The sequence below is a fragment of the Microbacterium paraoxydans genome (assembly GCF_020524545.1).
GTDB classification, from domain to species: domain Bacteria; phylum Actinomycetota; class Actinomycetes; order Actinomycetales; family Microbacteriaceae; genus Microbacterium; species Microbacterium paraoxydans_C.
Genome location: NZ_JAIVLG010000001.1, coordinates 898687 through 915200 on the forward strand (window position 1 = coordinate 898687; position 16514 = coordinate 915200).

Genomic DNA, 16514 nt, shown 5'->3' on the forward strand with positions numbered 1-16514 from the left:
TGCTTGTGGATAACTCCGACGCGGGGGTCGGATTGTTGCGAGGATGCCGGGGTGAGTCATCCCTCTGCCCTGGTCACCGAGCAGGTGCGGCGTCGCCTGCGAACGGAAGGGGTGGACCCGACGATCGACCCCGACGCCGCACGGCGCATCGCCCGTGCCGAGGTCCGTCGTCACGATGATGTCGCTCTCGCGCGCGGCGGCGGCCTCATCGAAGACGAAGCCGCCTGCGTCCGAGATGTGCTGGCGTCGCTCAGCGGGTTCGGACCGCTGCAACCTTTGCTGGACGATCCCGAGATCGAGGAGATCTGGCTCAACGGCACCGGTCACGTGCATGTCGCGCGCGACGGGGTGGCGGAGCGGACGGGATTGCGTCTCAGTGACACGACGGTGCGCGACCTCGTCGAGCGGATGCTGCAGGCCACCGGGCGCCGGGTCGACATCAGTCAGCCTTTCGTCGACGCCTCGATGCCGGACGGCTCTCGTCTGCATGTCGCGATCGCTGACGTCGTGCGTGGGTCGTGGGCGATCAACATCCGGAAGTTCCTCCCGAGGTACCGCTCGCTCGAGGCCTTGACGGCTCAGGGGATGATGCCTGCGGCGGTGGCGGAACGCCTGCGGGCGGCGATGGAGGAGGGGCGCACCGTGATCGTCTCCGGAGCGACCCACGCGGGCAAAACCACGGTGCTCGGTGCGCTGCTGGCGTCATGCGCCGAGTCGCAGCGCATCGTCACCGTGGAGGAGACTTTCGAGCTCGCGGTCGAGGGTCCCGACCTGGTCGCCTTGCAGGGGCGCCAGTCGAGCCTGGAGGGTACCGGCGAGATCACCCTGCGTCGATTGGTGAAGGAAGCGCTGCGGATGCGGCCCGACCGCCTGGTGGTGGGCGAGGTGCGCGATGCCGAGGCGCTCGACCTCGTGCTCGCTCTCAACACCGGCGTGCCGGGAGCATGCACCGTCCATGCGAACTCCGCGGCGGAGGCACTCGAGAAGCTCAGCATGCTGCCGCTCCTGGCAGGTCGCAACATCGATCGCGGATTCATCGCTCCGGCGATCGCGACGTCGGTGGATCTCGTCGTCCATTGCGTGCGCGATCGCTCGGGCCGACGCTTCGTGCAGGAGGTCGTCGCGCCCACCGGAGAGATCGTCGAGGGCCGCATCTGCACGGTCGGTGTTTATCTCGACCGCGCGATGACCGAGGGCAGCGCCGACGGCGGCAGCCGGCACGTGCACCGGATCGGGCGGCACTCGTGACGTTGTTCCTCGGGGCCGTGCTCGCCGCCGGTACGCTCCTGTGCGTCTCGCCGTGGATGTGGCCGCAACGTGCGAGTGCGCGGCCGACCGGGCGCGACGGGCGACTCGCACGCTTGATCGAGGAGGCCGGTCTCGTGGCACTCGTGCCGCGCGTGCTCATCGCGGTGACCGTGGCCGCGGGGATGCTGGCCGCGTCCTCGGCCTGGCTCCTGAGCGGGCTTCCCGTGCTCGCTCTGCTGGCCGGAGCCGCGGGGGCCGCTGCGCCGATCCTGTTCCTGCGCGGCCGTCGGCTTCGACTGCTTCGAGTGCGTCGACAGCTCTGGCCGGACATCTGCGACCTCCTGATCGCCTCGATCCGTGTCGGACTCTCGCTCCCCGATGCGGTGGCGAGCCTGGCCGAGTCCGCGCCGTCGATGCTCCGCCCCGCCTTCGTCGTGTTCGCCCGAGATCTGCAGGCGAGCGGCAGGTTCGAGACGAGCCTCGACCGGCTGAAGTCGTCTCTCGCCGATCCCATCGGCGACCGGATCGCCGAGACTCTGCGTATGGCTCGTCAGGTCGGCGGTACCGAGTTGATCAGCGTGCTCCGCGCGTTGTCGGCGTCGGTCCGTGCAGATGCCGCGCTTCGCGGTGAAGTCGAGGCGCGGCAGTCGTGGATCCGTGGAGCCGCGATTCTCGGGGCCGTGGCGCCGTGGATCATCCTCGGGTTGCTCGTCATGCGACCCGAGGGGGCTTCCGCCTACGGCACCCCCGAAGGGGTTCTGGTCATCTGCGTCGGCGCCGCGATCTCGTTCGCCGCCTTCCGGATCATGGTCCGCATCGGCCGGCTTCCCGAACCGCGGCGGTGGTTCGGGTGAGGGAGGTCTCGGTCATCGCGGTCGCGGTGCTGGTCGGTGGCACCTTCTCTGGCGGGGTGCTGAGCATCCTGTTCGTGCTTCCGCGGTGGCGGGCGGCGTCTCTGATCGTCCGTATCGCGCCGTATGTCCGCGACGTCGTGACCGATGAGCGACTGCCTCGAGATGTACTGCCTTCGACGGGAATGCTCCCGGCCAGTTCGCGAACGCTCTGGGATGTCGTCCGAAACGGTTTCGAACGTCTGCTGGGAGGGGGAGCCGCGCTTCGGCAGCGCCTCTCCCAGGCCGGGATGGCGGTCGAGTCGTCCGTGTTCCGTGGCAAACAATTGGGCTGGACGCTCGCAGGGATCGGGGCAGGTGCCGTCGTCGTCATCCTCCTCGCACTGACAGGGCGGATGTCGGTGCCCACGAGTGTGCTGCCGGTGCTGTTCGGCGCGATCTCCGCCGTCGTCTACGACCTACAGCTCTCCGCGCGGGCCAGGGCGCGGCGGGTGCGCCTCGCCGATGAGCTCCCGACGACGCTGGAGTTTCTGGCGCTGTGTCTTGCCGCCGGCGAAGGGTTCCTCGACGCCCTCCGTCGTGTCGCAGCAGTCGGCACCGGAGAGCTGACCGCCGAACTCCGCCAGATCGTCCTCGCGGTCGGAACGGGGTCGCCGCTGGCCGATGCTCTGAGCGAGATGGCGGGACGTCTGCAGCTGCCCGGGCTCTCGCGTGCCGTCGACCAGGTGATCGCGGGTCTCGAGCACGGAGCGCCGCTGGCGGCGGTGCTGCACGCGCAGGCCGGCGATGCGCGCGAGGACGCGAAGCGCACGCTCATCGAGCAGGCGGGGCGCAAGGAGATCCTGATGCTCTTCCCGCTCGTCTTCCTCATCCTTCCGTTGTCGGTGTTGTTCGCCGTGTATCCGGGCTTGTTCATCCTGCGGCTCGGCATCGGCTGATGGCCTCGCCGCGGGGGGCTCACCCTTTGATGTAGCGGCGGGACATGTAGCGGCGGACCAGAGGGAAGGACGCGAGACGGAGGGGCAGCATGCTCAGCCAGAGGGTCACGGGGTGGGCGGGGGCGTAGATCCCCTTGACGCGTCGCCCGAGCCTCTGCTTGCGTTCGGCCTCGGGGCGGATGGCCGCTTCCCACGCCTGCAGCGCGGCCGGGATGTCGTCCGGTCTGGCCGAGAGTTCTGTGACGAGCCGGTCTGCGCCGCCCACGGCGAGAGAGGAGCCGTAGCCGGCGAACAGTGTGACGCACCAGGCGGAGTCGCCGAGAAGCACCACGCGGCCCTTGCTCCAGGACGGCACCACCACCTGACTGACGGTGTCGAAGTAGACGGAGTCGGCTTCCTGGAGGCCGGTGAGTACCTCCGGGATGACCCAACCGAGATCGCCGTAGATGCGCTTCAGCTCGGCCTTCACCTCGGCGCCCGGGCGCGCGTGATCGGCGCGGTAGCCGAAGAAGGCGACGTTGCGACCGTCGCCGGCACTGATGACGGCGGCGGTACGACCACGCGACGAGTGCGTGCCGGTGGCGCCGGGCGCGATTGACGCGGGCCGCCGCTCGAGCATGGACACGGCGATCTTGTGTTCGAGGTCCACGAGGAACTCGTCTTCCGGTCCGAACAGCAGGGAGCGGGTGGACGAGTGCAGGCCGTCGGCGCCGACCAGCAGATCCGCCGTCTCCACCGTGCCGTCGGTCAGCGCAATGCGGACCTCCCGGCCGTCCTGCTCGACCGAGGTGAGCGTCGTGCCGAAGCGGATCGTCGTGTGATCCCGGACCCTTTCATACAGGACCGATTCCAGGTCGCCTCGGAGGATCGTCAGTGAGCGTGCGCCGGTGGTGGCAGCGATCGTGGCGCGATCGAGAGCGAACAGGCGAGACCCATCGCCTCTGTGATAGCTCAGCTCGGTGGTGTCGAACGAGCGGGCCTGGAGGTCTGCCAGGATGCCGATCCGCTCGGCGGCGTCATACCCGATGCCGCCGAACGTCACGGCGTAGCCACCGCCTCGTCGTGCGGGAGCGCGTTCGACGATGAGAGTCTCCCACCCGGCCTGGTGCAGGCGGAGGGCGGCAGCGAGGCCGGCGATGCCGGCTCCGATGATGAGTGCGCGCATTGAGGAGGTCCTTTCTCGGTGTGCGGGTCGTAGCGACAGATTCCGACACTATCGGAGTTTCAGTAATTAGTGAACAGTCATGATGTTTGATATGGTTTGCGCGGAGGGCGAGATGACCGACAGGCACGCGCAGTGGCAGACCGCCGAACGGCTGGCGCTGACGTTGACCGAGGGTGGGATGCAGCGGATGGCGGCGCGCACGCTCGCCGTCTTCCTGTTCACCGACCAGGAGACGGTCACGGCAGGTGAGATCGTCGAGCGGCTGGATGCCAGCGCGGGTGCGGTCTCCAGCGCGATCAAGTCGCTTCTCTCGGTGGGGCTCATCGAACGTCTGCCCGCTCCCGGGAGCCGTCGTGAGCACTTCCGGCTTCGTGACGATGCGTGGGCGACGCTCTTCACGGGCCAGAACACGATCATCGACGCCATGCTCCAGGTCGCGTCGGAGGGCGTCGCCGTCACGGGGGACGAGGATCCGGCGCATCAGCGTCTCGCGCAGATGCACGCGTTCTACGACTTCCTGCGGGGTGAGATCCCCGCTCTGCTGCACCGCTGGCAGGAGCAGAACGGCTGACGCGAAGCGGGCCGGGAGGCGCAGAAGGCGTGCATGAGGCGGGCTGTGGATAACTTCCGCGCGCGAGATCTCTCCCCGGGCAGACTGACCGTATGATCACACACCTGCGCGCGTTCTTCCGCGCTCTGTCGGCCGATGAATCCGGTGACGTCCCGGGCTGGGTGCTCGTGACGTTGATGACCGCCGGGCTGGTGGTGCTGATCTGGGCGGTCGCGGGTCCTGCGCTGACCTCGCTGTTCGAACAGGCGATCCAACGAGTGTCGGGACTCTGACATGGCGGAGGGGCCGCGGTTCGCGGATGAGCGCGGGTCGAGCGCGGTGGAGTTCCTCCTGGTGGGAACGCTGCTCACGGCGCTGACGCTCGCCGTCCTCCAACTCGCGCTCGCCGTCTATGTGCGAAACGTCGTCCACGATGCAGCGGTCGAAGGCGCGTATCACGCGGCTCTCGCCGACACGACTCCGGCCGAGGGAGTCGAGCGCACGCGCGAGGTCATCACCCGTGCCATCGGCGCCGGGTATGCGGAGGACATCCGGATCGGCACCTCGGGGCTCCGGGACGAGGAAACCGTCGACGTGCGTGTGCGGTCGACCTTCCCGCTGCTCGGCCTGATCGGAATCCCGTTCGCGATGGAGGTGGAGGCCCATGCGCCCGTGGAAACGTTCGGCGATCGATGACGACGGATCGGCGGCGCTCGAGTTCATCGCGGTCGGCGTCATCCTCCTGGTGCCGATGATCTACCTCGTGATCGCGCTCGGCGGCATCCAGGAGCAGTCCCTCGGTGCGGAAGCGGCGGCACGACACATGGCGCGCGTCATCGCACGGGCTCCGGACGCCGCAACCGCCGCCGAACGCGGCGATGCCGTCCTCCGCGGAGTGATCGACGAGTACGGGCTCGATGCCGACGCGGTGGACGTGGCGTTGACGTGCATTCCGTCGGGCGTCGACTGCCCGTCGTCGGGTGCGACTGTCTCGGTCACCGTCAGCACGAGGGTGCCGTTGCCCCTGGCGCCGGAGCTCTTCGGCCTCGACCGCTCCACCGCCGTCCCTGTACAGGCCGCGTCGGTGCAGAAGGTGTCCCGGCTGTGGGGTGCGGGATGACGCGAGCCGACCGGTCAGCCATCGCCGCGGCTCCCGGTCAGGACGAGGGCAGCGTCCTCCTGATGGCGCTCGGCTACGTGCTCCTCGCACTCGTGGTGATCTACGTCTGCGTCTGCGCGACGGACCTCTACATCACGCAGAAACGGCTGGACGCCCTCGCCGATTCGGCAGCGCTCGCCGGGGCCGACGGTTTCACCCTGGCGGTGACGGCAGGCGGCGTCCGCGCCGAGCTGACCGACGTCGGGGTAGAGGAGCAGGCTGCGGCCATGGTCGGGTCTCTGTCAGGGGAGACGACCCTCGTCGCGGCGGGAACACCCGACGGGGTGTCGGCGCGGGTGACGGTCGGCGTCGACTGGCGTCCACCGTTGTTGTCGCCCTTCGTTCCGGATGGCGTGCGTCTGGAGTCCACGGCCACGAGTCGGACGGCCCTGTGGTGACGCCCATGACCATGAGCGATCTCCCGGACTCACCCTTCGTCCGGCTCCGCGTCGGTCTCCGCCCGCGGTCTCGGTATGAACTTCGGGATCCAGCGCAGGAATCCGGCTGCCCCGACGAGGCCGACGACGCCCATCGCCGCCGCGGCGAAGGGGAGCGCCGAGACAGCGGTGATCGCCGATACCAGCAGTGGCGCGATCGCGCCCCCGGCATCGGTGAGTGTGCGCCAGGATCCGAGGAAGGCTGCGGGTTCGCGTTTCGGGGCGACATCGGCGCCGAGCGTGAGCAGGATCCCGCTCGAAAGGCCGTTTCCGACGCCGAGCACCGCGGCGAACATCCCGAACCACAGCACCGCCGCATCGAGATCGTGGGTGAACGACAGCGCGAGGAAGCCGGCGCCCATGAGCACCATGGCGGGCATCGCAGCCCACAGTCGTCCGAATCGGTCCATCACCTGGCCGCTGGCGTAGAAGAGCGCGAAGTCGATGGCCCCGGACACGCCGACCACGAGCGCGATCGTCGACGCATCCAACCCCAGGGAGAGCCCCCACAGCGGGAGGACGACCTGTCGCGCGGAGCGAACGGCCGACAGCGAGGCCGCGGCGAGTCCCAGACGGCCGAGTACCGCCCGCTGCCGCCACATGGTCTGGAAGATCCCCGTGCGCTCGACGGTGGGGATGGATCCGCTCACCGCCTCGCCGGAGTCCTCCAGGTAGCGCTCGGCGGGGGTGAGCGGCGCGGGCGGAATCGTCTTCTCCGGGTCGGGGCCGAAGAGCACGAGAACCACCATCACCACCAGGCAGCCCAGGAAGAACCAGATCGCGGCGCTCTCGGTGCCGAAGAGCTGCAGAAGCCCCGCCGCCACGAACGGGCCGATGAAGATGCCGAGGCGGAAGCTGCCACCGAGCAGAGAGAGGGAGCGCGCACGGAAGGCGACCGGCACCCTGGTGGTCATGAAGGCGTGACGGGCGAGCCCGAAGGCCGCGGCGCACAGGCCCAGCACGAAGACCGAGGCTGTCAGGATGCCGAGCGTCGGGGCGAAGACCATGCCGACAGCCGCCAGGATCGCGATCACGCCGGCGATCACCATCGTGAATCGCTCGCCGATCCGACCGACCGCCCAGCCTGCGGGGAGATTTCCGCAGAGCTGACCGATGACGAGCGCGGAGGCCACGAGGGCCGCGATGGCCACATCGGCACCCATCGCGGCCGCCAGCACCGGGATGAGCGGGATCACGGCACCCTCGCCGAGCGCGAAGAGGACCGTCGGCAGATACACCATCGGTCCGAACTGCCGAAGGACCGTTGATGCACTGCTCACGCCCTCACGCTACTCCCCGCGGGACGGTGCTTCTCGCGACGGTCCCCGCGCGGTCAGGCGGCACGTTAGGCTGAGGTGTCATGCTCGAACTAGATCTCTCCGCCGAAATCCAGGCGCTCAGGCACACCTTCGGCGACATCAGCGAGGTCGTCGATGTCTCCCGTCTCCGCGACGACATCGCGCGTCTCAGCGAAGAGGCCGGTGCCCCCGACCTCTGGGACGACACCGACAACGCGCAGAAGGTGACCAGCGCCCTCAGCCACCGTCAGTCCGAGCTCGCCCGCATCACCGGCATCGCCCAGCGCCTCGACGACCTCGAGGTGCTCGTCGACCTCGCCAACGAGATGGGCGATGAGGATTCGGCGCAGGAGGCGCGCGCCGAGCTCGCGGCCCTCACCGACCTGGTCAACCAGCTCGAGGTGCAGACGCTCCTCGACGGAGAGTACGACGACCGGGCAGCGATCATCACGATCCGCTCCGGCGCGGGTGGCGACGACGCCACCGATTTCGCCGAGATGCTGATGCGTATGTATCTGCGCTGGGCGGAACGGCACAAGTATCCCGTCAAGGTGATGGACACCTCCTACGCGGAAGGCGCGGGCATCAAGTCCGCCACCTTCGAGATCGATGCGCCCTACGCCTTCGGAACCATCTCGGTCGAGGCCGGCACGCACCGTCTCGCGCGCATCAGCCCCTTCGGATCCGCCGACAAGCGCCAGACGTCGTTCGCCGCGGTCGAGGTCATCCCGCTCATGGAGGAGGCGACCGAGGTCGACATCCCCGAGAGCGATATCCGCGTCGACGTCTTCCGCTCGTCCGGCCCCGGCGGGCAGTCCGTCAACACGACCGACTCCGCCGTGCGCCTCACCCACCTTCCGACCGGCATCGTCGTGTCGATGCAGAACGAGAAGTCGCAGATCCAGAACAGAGCAGCCGCCATGCGCGTGCTGCAGACCCGGCTCCTGCTGCTCCAGAAGGAACAGGAAGCCGCGAAGAAGAAGGAACTCGCCGGCAACATCACCGCGAGCTGGGGCGACCAGATGCGCTCCTACTTCCTCTACGGACAGCAGCTGGTGAAGGACCTCCGCACCGGTCAGGAGTCCGGAAACCCGGCCGCCGTGTTCGACGGCGATCTCGATGACTTCATCTCGGCGGGCATCCGCTGGCGCAAGCGCAAGATCGAGGACTGAGATGGGAAGAAGGGCCCCGGAGTGATCCGGGGCCCTTCTTCCCCTCTCAGCGACAGTCTGCGGTGTCAGTACGCGGCGCCCTTCAGGGAGCCGGTCACGTCCTCATAGCTGTAGAGGATGCAGTGCACGGTCCGGTCGCCGCCACGCACCCAGGACGACTCCGTCGGCTGGTACGTGTAATAGTCGAGCACCGAATCCATGTAGGACGTGCCCACGTAGGCCTCGAACTCCGACAGACAGCCGTCCCATGCCTGGTCCTGCAGTGCGCCGTCACCGGGGAACTGCTCGCCATCGACGTCGTAGATGAAGAACACCTCGTCCGTGTGGGGGTCGACGCAGGGCACCACGGGGAGCTCGTAGATGTTCCCCTCCTCGCCGGTGTAGTCGACGAACGGCAGGCAGTCGCCCACCTGGAGATCGTCGAAGCTCACCATCTCGGCACCCTCGACCGCGCCAGAGCCGTCGTCCGTCGCGGGGCGACCGTCCGGAGCACCGGCCCCTGCGGCTGCGACTCCCAGCAGGACGAGCGACACGGCGACCGCGAGGATCGCGCCGATCGCCGCGACCACCATCCCGGTGATGCCCGGCCACTTCCGGCCCCGCAGGAACAGCGACACGAGCGACAGGACGAAGCCGATGGTGAGGAGACTCCAACCGGCAAGCGCGATGACGGGGATGCAGGCGCCGATGATGCCGACGACCACCGTCACCAGACCGATGATCCCGAGGACCGGCGTCCCCGTCGCGGCCGGCGGGGTGGATGCGCCGGGCCACGGATCGCCGGTGACGCCGGTGGCGCCCGGATATGCGTTCGCGGGCGGAACGGAAGCGGGGGTCGGTTCCGCGGACGCCATCATGTAGGGCGGAGCAAACGGAGCAGGCTCCGTCGCGTCGGCCGCCGACGTCTCCGCCGCGGTTTCGGGGGGTCGCGGCGGAGCTGCCACGACATGCTCGGTCCATTGCTGTCCGTCCCACCATCGCTGGTTCCCCGAACCGTCGTCGTACCAGCCGGCAGGTGTTGTCATCGGGAGTTCTCGTTCGGCATCCGGGTCACGGGAGCAGGCACACCGGCAGCGCGTCGGTGAACGTCTCGGTGAAGGCGAGGGCCGCGTCGGCGTCGCTGAACGTGGCGTCGTCGCCAGAGGCGATGATGCGCAACGTTTCATTGTCGAGGTCGGATGCCTCGAACTCCGTCGCGAAGCAGGTGACCTGCTCGGGCGTGTAGCCCTCGGCACCCGACGACTCGATGATCGCGCCGATGCCGGCCTCGAGCTCCTGAACCGTCGGGCGGGTGCCGTCGTCAACGCCGTCGCTCTCGCCCGGGTCGGTCGCCTCGCTCGAGGGGAACGCGCTGGGGAGGTTGTCGAGCTCTTGGCTCGCTGTCTGCGCGACGGCGAAGACGAACACGAAGAACATCACGACGGCGATGATCGTGCCGACGACGGCGAGGATCAGGCCGGCGATGCCTGGCCACTTCTTGCCCTTCAGGAACAACGAGATGAGCGAGACGATGAAGCCGGCGCCGAGCAGGATGAAGCCGACGAACCCGATCAGGGGGAAGAAGGCGAGGATCGTTCCGATGGCAGACAGGCCGAGACCGACGAGTCCGAGGACCGAGATCTTCCGGGGAGCGTCCTGGCCGGGCTGAGCATACGGTGAAGCGGCAGGGTACGCCGAGGTCGTCGTCGCGTAGTCACCGGGGGAGGACGGGGCCGAACCCGGGTAACCGGCGGCCGGCTGAGCCGGGGCGCCGTACTCCTGACCCGCGACGGCGGGAGCCTCGGTCGCAGACGCCTCGGGCTCCGACGGAGTGGCGGCCTCGGGAGCGAAGTGCTCTGTCCACTGCTGGCCGTCCCACCAGCGCTGGCGTCCGGAGCCGTCGTCGTACCATCCCGCTGGTGTCGTGCTCATGATTCCCCCTCGATGAAGTGCGATCGCTCTCTGGTGCGGCGACCCCTTCATGTATAGCAGTGGGCGGTGCCCGAGGTGAGGCTCGGAGGTGGGGAGAAGTCCCCACCCCTTCCGCACCGGGACACGGCGTCCGGGGTGTCGCTCGCGGCCAGTCCGAGGGGCGCGCTTAGGCTCGAATCGCCATGATTCGGTTCGAGAACGTCACCAAACGCTACAGAGGCACGACGAAGCCCGCCCTCTCCGGTGTCGACTTCGAAGTGCAGCGCGGGGAGTTCGTCTTCCTCGTGGGCGCCTCGGGGTCCGGGAAGTCCTCCTGTCTGCGCCTCATCCTGCGCGAAGACGTGCCCACCTCGGGCCGTGTCGCGGTCCTCGGGCGAGATCTCCGCTCGCTTGCCAACCGCAAGGTGCCGTACTTCCGGCGCCACATCGGCTCGGTGTTCCAGGACTTCCGCCTGCTCCCTTCGAAGACCGTGTACCAGAACGTCGCCTTCACGCTGCAGGTCACCGGATCCTCTCGCGGATTCATCCAGCAGGCCGTGCCGGAAGCGCTCGCGCTCGTCGGTCTCGACGGCAAGCAGAAGCGCATGCCGCACGAGCTGTCCGGCGGAGAGCAGCAGCGTGTCGCGATCGCCCGCGCGCTCGTGAATCGCCCCCAGGTGCTGCTGGCGGACGAGCCGACCGGCAACCTCGACCCCGCGACCTCCGTCGACATCATGCAGCTCCTCGCTCGCATCAACGCGGGAGGGACGACCGTGCTGATGGCCACCCACGAGGCGGCCTTCGTCGACCAGATGCAGCGTCGGGTGATCGAGTTGCGCGACGGGGAGATGGTGCGCGACGAGGTGCACGGTGGCTACGGGGACACCTCGAACATCCCGCGCCTCGTGCCGGAGGAGGTGCGCGGCGCCGCAGCCGCAGCCGCCCTCACCGCGGTACAGGAGGTGCAGCGCCAGACGGCCGATCTCTCGGTGGTGCGCGCCGCCCTCGCCGAGGAACTCGCCGCGCAGCGGTCCGCGGCCGCGGACCGAGGCGCCGAAGCTGAGCCGTCTGCGGGCATGGTCGAGCCTCCTCGGACCGTGGAGCCGCCGGAGCAGGTCTTCACGCCCGAAGCAGACGGGGCCGCGCGGATCGTCGAGCCGCCTGCCGCGGTCGTGCCGCCTGCCGCGGTCGAGCCGCCCGCAGTCAACCGGCCCCGCACGCATCCGATCACCCTGCCGAACGTGGATGTCGCGGAGCTCGGAGTCGCCGATCGCCTCGGCCTCTCCGACGAGGACGACGAGGAAGTGGGCCCGACCTCATGAGAATCGGACTCATCCTCGCCGAAGCCCTGGGCGGCCTCCGGCGCAACATCTCGATGGTGATCTCCGTCGTCCTCGTGACCTTCGTGTCGTTGACCTTCGTCGGTGCAGCGATCCTGATGCAAGGGCAGATCGGCGTCATGCGCGGCTATTGGGCAGAGCGCGCCCAGGTTGCGGTCTACATGTGCTCGGAGGTCTCCGAGTCGGAGACGTGCATCGACGGTGCGGCCAGCGAGGAGCAGGTCGCCGCGGTCCGTGCGCAACTCGAGGGCGAGGCCCTCGCGCCCCTGATCAGCTCCATAACCTTCGACACGAAGGAGGAGACCTACGCGAAGCTCGTCGACCAGCTCGGTGCGGAGCAGGCGAGCGTGCTCACCCCGGACCAGGCGTTCGAGGTGTTCTTCGTCACGATGAAGGATCCGGGACAGTCGCAGGTCCTCACCGAGGCCTTCAGCGGTCAGGCGGGGGTCGAGCAGGTCACGGATCAGCTGCAGTACCTCGACCCGCTGTTCTCGGCGCTCACCGTCGCCACCTACATCGCGGTCGGCATCGCCGTGCTGATGCTCATCGCGGCGACGCTGTTGATCGGCACGACCATCCGGCTGTCGGCGTATGCCCGACGGAAGGAGATCGGCATCATGCGCCTGGTCGGCGCCTCGAACCGTTTCATCCAGACGCCGTTCGTCTTGGAGGGCGTGTTCGCGGCCTTCCTCGGCTCGGCGCTGGCGAGCACCGCGGTCGTCGCGGGCATGCACTTCGGTGTCGAGGGCTATCTGCGGGGTCGGGTTCCCTTCATCACGACCTGGGTGACGATGCAGGATGCGGTGTTCGTGGTGCCCGTGCTGATCGGCATCGGCGTGGTGCTGGCCGCCCTGTCCGCCGGTTTCGCGATCCGCCGCTGGCTCCGTACCTGATAGCCTGAAAGGCTGCTCGGCCGGAACGATCGATCGAGCTCATCACGGCAACAGGAGAGCAACATGCCCAGGGAACGCGGAGAGAAGGTCATCGCGACCAATCGTCGCGCACGTCACGACTACACGATCGAGAAGTCGTACGAAGCGGGGATGGTGCTCACCGGCACCGAGGTCAAGTCACTGCGACAGGGACGTGCGAACCTCAGCGACGGGTACGCGTTCGTCAAGGAGAACGAGGTCTTCCTCGATTCCGTGCACATTCCGGAGTACTCGCAGGGGAACTGGACGAATCACTCCGCCAAGCGCATCCGCAAACTGCTTCTGCACCGCGAGGAGATCGCGAAGATCGCCCACGCGGTCTCGGCGGGTGGCTATACGCTCATCCCGCTCAAGCTCTACTTCTCGGATGGCCGCGCGAAGGTCGAGATCGCCCTCGCGAAGGGTAAGCGCGAGTACGACAAGCGTCAGACACTGCGAGAGCGCCAGGACACGCGTGAGGCCGAGCGCGCGATGCGCCTGCGCAACCGCGTGGGGGAGTAGCGCTCAGACGTCACCCTCGCGGTTCGAACCCGAACACGCGACCGAGGAACGCCAGTTCGCGCTCGAGGGCGTCGACGATCGTTTCGGCGCTGCGGAAACCGTGGCCCTCGCCCGGGTACAGCACGTACTCGTGATCGACGCCGCGCGCGGCCAGGGCATCGCGGATCGCCTCCGACTGCGACGGCGGGACCACGCGGTCCTCCCCGCCCTGGAGGAGCAGCACCGGGACGTCGATGCGATCGGTGTGCGTCAGCGGTGAACGCTCGACGTACACGTGCTCGCACTCGGGCAGCGGCCCGACGAGTCCGTCGAGGTACGACGCTTCGAAGTCGTGAGTCTCCGCGGCGAGCATCCGCAGATCGGCGACGCCGTAGCGGCTTATCCCCGCGGCGAACGCGCCGCCGCGCACCAGCGCCGACAGTACCGTCCAGCCGCCGGCTGAGCCCCCGCGGATGGCGATGCGGGCGGGGTCCGCGAGCCCGGCGTCGGCGAGACCGCGGGCGGCGGAGATCACATCGTCGACGTCCACGACCCCCCAACGGCCGTCCAGACGCTCGCGATATGCCCGGCCGTAGCCCGTGGATCCGCCGTAGTTCACATCGAGCACGCCGATGCCTCGGCTCGTGTAGTACGCGATCGCCGAGGAGGAGGCGCCGGAGACGTGTGCCGTCGGGCCTCCGTGCACGAGAACGATGTACGGCGGGAGCTCGTCGTCGGGTGCCGTGGCATCCGGGTTCGCGGGGGGATAGGCGAAGGCATGCACCTCGCCATGGGCGCCATCGACGTCGATCGGCGCCGCGCGAGGCATCCATCGTGCGTCCACGGGCTCCCCGCCTCGTACCGTGACGATCTCCCCGGAGTCGACATCGACGACCCACAGTCCCGGCGTCACGTGCGAACCGTTGCCCGACAGCAGTACCCGGCTGCCCTCGGCATCGTCCACGCTCACATGCCCGTCGCCGGGGACATCGATCGGGCGCGCGGCTCCGTCCGCATCGATCACGACCACCAGGTCACGGCCGTTCGTGCGCACCGCGACGAGCCGTCCGTCATCGAGCGGCTGATACCAACGGTTGCCGAGCACCCAGAGTCCGTAGCCCGTGTCGGCGTCCGCGGGCGCGAGCGGGCGGGGTTCGCCGAGCGGCACGTCGTCGTCGAGAGTGACGCGGTGCAACCCCCAGCGTCCGGCGGAGTCATCGGCGAACACCAGCTCCGCGTCGCTGATCCATTCCGGCTGCAGTGCCGCCCGCGAGGGCACGGTGTGCACGTCGCCGCCGCTCAGGGCGACGATCCGGACGCGCGCCTCCTCCCACGGCATGCGGCCGCTGTCCCACTCGACCCACGCGATCCGCGTCCCGTCGGGGGAGAGCGCGGGGTGGGCGACGAAGCCCTCACTCTGTCTGATCACCCGGATCGCGCTCTCGTCGTCCGCCGCGGAACCGTCGACGGGGATCTCGACGATCGACCGCGTGTGCGGGGTCGACGACAGGTCCTCGCGCACGGCCAGGAGACGTCCGGCCTGGACCCGCAGTCCTCCATGCGATGCTCCCTGCGGAGTGAGCGGGACCGGCTCGGCGCCCGGGATCAGCCGGTGCACGCGTTGATCCCCAGCATCGACGAAGTAGAGCGTCCCCCTGGCATCGGCCGTCCACGCGCCCCCGCCGTACTCGTGCACCCGCGAGCGCGCGCTCCAGGGGGCGGGAAGGACCTCGCCGCCGGAGGAACTCCGCACTGTCACGCGCCCCTTCTCGGCCGGGACGGACTCCCCCCACCAGATCTCGGATCCCACGAAACGCGCACCGTCGATGCGCGGGGATGACACCGCGACGGAAGCGGCGGAGAAGGGCGACGGCCAGGAACCGTAGGGGGACGACATGCTTCGAGCCTATGGGCCGGTGACACATGGCGTCACACACGTGCGGCGACCGGACGGGGTGATCTAGGTTTCTGGAAACGCCCCGGTTCGTCCGGAGCGTGGAGCGACAGCCGAGCCCGGCACCCGCCCGCGAACGACGCTCTCTGTGTCGTGCGCGGTCCCCGGCCCGACTTGTCCCCAGGAGAGAAGATGTCTTTCGAGACCGAGACCTCAGGCGCTCCTCGCGTGCCGTTCTCCTTCGAGCTCTATCCGCCGCGTTCGGCGTCGAGCGAGGAGGCGCTGCACGACACCGTCCGGCGCCTCGCCGCAGCAGGTCCGGACTTCCTCTCGGTCACGTACGGCGCGGGCGGTTCCACCGGCGGGCGCTCGCTCGACGTGCTCCGGTTCATCCGCACGCAGACCGACGTCGAGCCGCTCGCGCACCTGACCTGCGTCGGCAACAGCTATGCGGGCGCGGCGACGCTGATCCGTGAGTTCCTCGATGCCGGCATCCTGAGCTTTCTCGCCCTGCGCGGCGACCCGCCCGCGGGGAAGACCGAGGACTACCTCGGCGACTTGGAGAGCGCGGCCCAGCTCGTGCAGTTGATCGACCGTGTGCAGGCGGAGCGTGCGCCGTACGAGGAGGCGCCCGTTCCCGGACTCCCCGGTGCCGCCAGGGTCGATCCGCGCCGCAAGGTGAACATCGCGGTCGCCGCGTTCCCGAAGGGGCATCCCCGCGCCACGCACCGCACGCAGGATGTGGAAGCGCTGCTCGCGAAGCAGGCGGCCGGGGCGACCTTCGCGATCACGCAGCTCTTCTTCCACCCCGATGACTACCTCGCGTTCGTCGAACGGGCCCGCAGCGCCGGGGTGACGATCCCGATCCTCCCCGGCATCATGCCGATCACCTCACCGGCGCGGCTCACGCGTGTGCTCGAGCTCACGGGAGAGGACCTGCCGAGCGAGCTCGCCATCGCGCTCGACGTCGAGCCGACTGCGGAAGGTCGGCGCGAGATCGGCATCGAATGGGCGGCGCGACTGGCCCGCGACGTCGTGGCCGGGGGAGCGCCCGGCGTGCACCTCTACGCCTTCAACCAGCACGAGACCGTCCTCACCGTCCTCGCAGAAGCCGGGATCCTCCCGGCCCTGCGCCGCTAGACCCCGCCGAAAGGAAAGAC

The 16514-nt window shown here is 68.9% G+C and carries 18 protein-coding genes; 13 read left to right on the forward strand and 5 right to left on the reverse strand.

What is annotated here, in order from left to right; translation table 11 throughout:
• Positions 1-51 precede the first annotated feature (51 nt).
• Genes LC041_RS04430 through LC041_RS04440 form a run of 3 tightly spaced genes read left to right on the forward strand, consistent with a single transcriptional unit; the run spans position 52 to position 3037 of the window.
• Positions 52-1248, forward strand: a complete 1197-nt coding sequence (locus LC041_RS04430) for a CpaF family protein (protein ID WP_226531730.1) — start codon at positions 52-54, stop codon at positions 1246-1248.
• Positions 1245-2102 (forward strand): type II secretion system F family protein, encoded by an 858-nt coding sequence (locus tag LC041_RS04435; RefSeq protein ID WP_226531731.1) that lies wholly within the window; start codon positions 1245-1247, stop codon positions 2100-2102. Before LC041_RS04430 ends, LC041_RS04435 begins: the two co-directional genes overlap by 4 nt.
• Positions 2099-3037 carry a type II secretion system F family protein gene (locus LC041_RS04440; protein ID WP_226531732.1) on the forward strand — a complete coding sequence of 313 codons (939 nt, stop codon included), beginning with the start codon at positions 2099-2101 and terminating at the stop codon, positions 3035-3037. The genes LC041_RS04435 and LC041_RS04440 overlap by 4 nt, the downstream gene beginning before the upstream one ends.
• Positions 3038-3056: 19 nt before the next feature.
• Here the strand turns inward: LC041_RS04440 and LC041_RS04445 are convergent, their stop codons facing one another.
• Positions 3057-4202, reverse strand: coding sequence for an FAD-dependent monooxygenase (locus LC041_RS04445; RefSeq protein WP_226531733.1), 1146 nt, complete (start codon positions 4200-4202; stop codon positions 3057-3059).
• 112 nt (positions 4203-4314) lie between these two features.
• Between LC041_RS04445 and LC041_RS04450 the strand changes: the two genes are divergently transcribed.
• The 5 genes from LC041_RS04450 to LC041_RS04470 all read left to right on the forward strand — a co-directional run bounded on the left by LC041_RS04450 (position 4315) and on the right by LC041_RS04470 (position 6309).
• Positions 4315-4773: a GbsR/MarR family transcriptional regulator gene (locus LC041_RS04450; RefSeq protein WP_226531734.1), complete on the forward strand. Its 459-nt coding sequence runs from the start codon at positions 4315-4317 to the stop codon at positions 4771-4773.
• 92 nt (positions 4774-4865) lie between these two features.
• A complete protein-coding gene (locus LC041_RS04455; RefSeq protein ID WP_226531735.1) occupies positions 4866-5045 on the forward strand; it encodes a hypothetical protein in 180 nt (59 codons plus the stop codon).
• Between the two features lies 1 nt (position 5046).
• Complete coding sequence (locus tag LC041_RS04460) at positions 5047-5448, forward strand: TadE/TadG family type IV pilus assembly protein (RefSeq protein WP_226531736.1); 402 nt, start codon at positions 5047-5049, stop codon at positions 5446-5448.
• Entirely contained in the window at positions 5417-5872 is a 456-nt protein-coding gene (locus LC041_RS04465; protein ID WP_226531737.1) for a TadE family protein, read from the forward strand. The genes LC041_RS04460 and LC041_RS04465 overlap by 32 nt, the downstream gene beginning before the upstream one ends.
• Positions 5869-6309, forward strand: coding sequence for a pilus assembly protein TadG-related protein (locus LC041_RS04470; protein WP_226531738.1), 441 nt, complete (start codon positions 5869-5871; stop codon positions 6307-6309). Before LC041_RS04465 ends, LC041_RS04470 begins: the two co-directional genes overlap by 4 nt.
• A 29-nt stretch (positions 6310-6338) precedes the next feature.
• Here the strand turns inward: LC041_RS04470 and LC041_RS04475 are convergent, their stop codons facing one another.
• The gene (locus tag LC041_RS04475; RefSeq protein WP_226531802.1) at positions 6339-7589 is read right to left on the reverse strand and encodes an MFS transporter; all 1251 of its coding nucleotides are present in this window, start codon (positions 7587-7589) and stop codon (positions 6339-6341) included.
• Positions 7590-7708: 119 nt separating this feature from the next.
• On the opposite strand from LC041_RS04475, the gene prfB reads away from it, so the two are divergent.
• The gene (gene prfB / locus LC041_RS04480; RefSeq protein ID WP_226531739.1) at positions 7709-8818 is read left to right on the forward strand and encodes a peptide chain release factor 2; all 1110 of its coding nucleotides are present in this window, start codon (positions 7709-7711) and stop codon (positions 8816-8818) included.
• A gap of 65 nt (positions 8819-8883) precedes the next feature.
• Here prfB and LC041_RS04485 read toward each other — a convergent pair whose 3' ends face one another.
• Both LC041_RS04485 and LC041_RS04490 read right to left on the reverse strand, forming a co-directional pair.
• The gene (locus LC041_RS04485) at positions 8884-9843 is read right to left on the reverse strand and encodes a DUF2510 domain-containing protein (RefSeq protein WP_226531740.1); all 960 of its coding nucleotides are present in this window, start codon (positions 9841-9843) and stop codon (positions 8884-8886) included.
• Between the two features lie 25 nt (positions 9844-9868).
• Positions 9869-10729: a DUF2510 domain-containing protein gene (locus tag LC041_RS04490; RefSeq protein WP_226531741.1), complete on the reverse strand. Its 861-nt coding sequence runs from the start codon at positions 10727-10729 to the stop codon at positions 9869-9871.
• A gap of 182 nt (positions 10730-10911) precedes the next feature.
• Between LC041_RS04490 and ftsE the strand changes: the two genes are divergently transcribed.
• From ftsE to smpB, 3 genes are all read left to right on the forward strand, one after another.
• Entirely contained in the window at positions 10912-12030 is a 1119-nt protein-coding gene (ftsE, locus tag LC041_RS04495; protein WP_226531742.1) for a cell division ATP-binding protein FtsE, read from the forward strand.
• The gene (gene ftsX / locus LC041_RS04500) at positions 12027-12941 is read left to right on the forward strand and encodes a permease-like cell division protein FtsX (protein ID WP_226531743.1); all 915 of its coding nucleotides are present in this window, start codon (positions 12027-12029) and stop codon (positions 12939-12941) included. The genes ftsE and ftsX overlap by 4 nt, the downstream gene beginning before the upstream one ends.
• Positions 12942-13004: 63 nt before the next feature.
• Complete coding sequence (smpB, locus tag LC041_RS04505) at positions 13005-13481, forward strand: SsrA-binding protein SmpB (RefSeq protein WP_226531744.1); 477 nt, start codon at positions 13005-13007, stop codon at positions 13479-13481.
• Between the two features lie 10 nt (positions 13482-13491).
• Here smpB and LC041_RS04510 read toward each other — a convergent pair whose 3' ends face one another.
• Positions 13492-15357 (reverse strand): S9 family peptidase, encoded by a 1866-nt coding sequence (locus LC041_RS04510; RefSeq protein WP_226531745.1) that lies wholly within the window; start codon positions 15355-15357, stop codon positions 13492-13494.
• A 189-nt stretch (positions 15358-15546) separates the two neighbouring features.
• Here LC041_RS04510 and LC041_RS04515 point away from each other — a divergent pair, with 189 nt between their 5' ends.
• Positions 15547-16494 (forward strand): methylenetetrahydrofolate reductase, encoded by a 948-nt coding sequence (locus LC041_RS04515; RefSeq protein ID WP_226531746.1) that lies wholly within the window; start codon positions 15547-15549, stop codon positions 16492-16494.
• Positions 16495-16514: the final 20 nt, after the last annotated feature.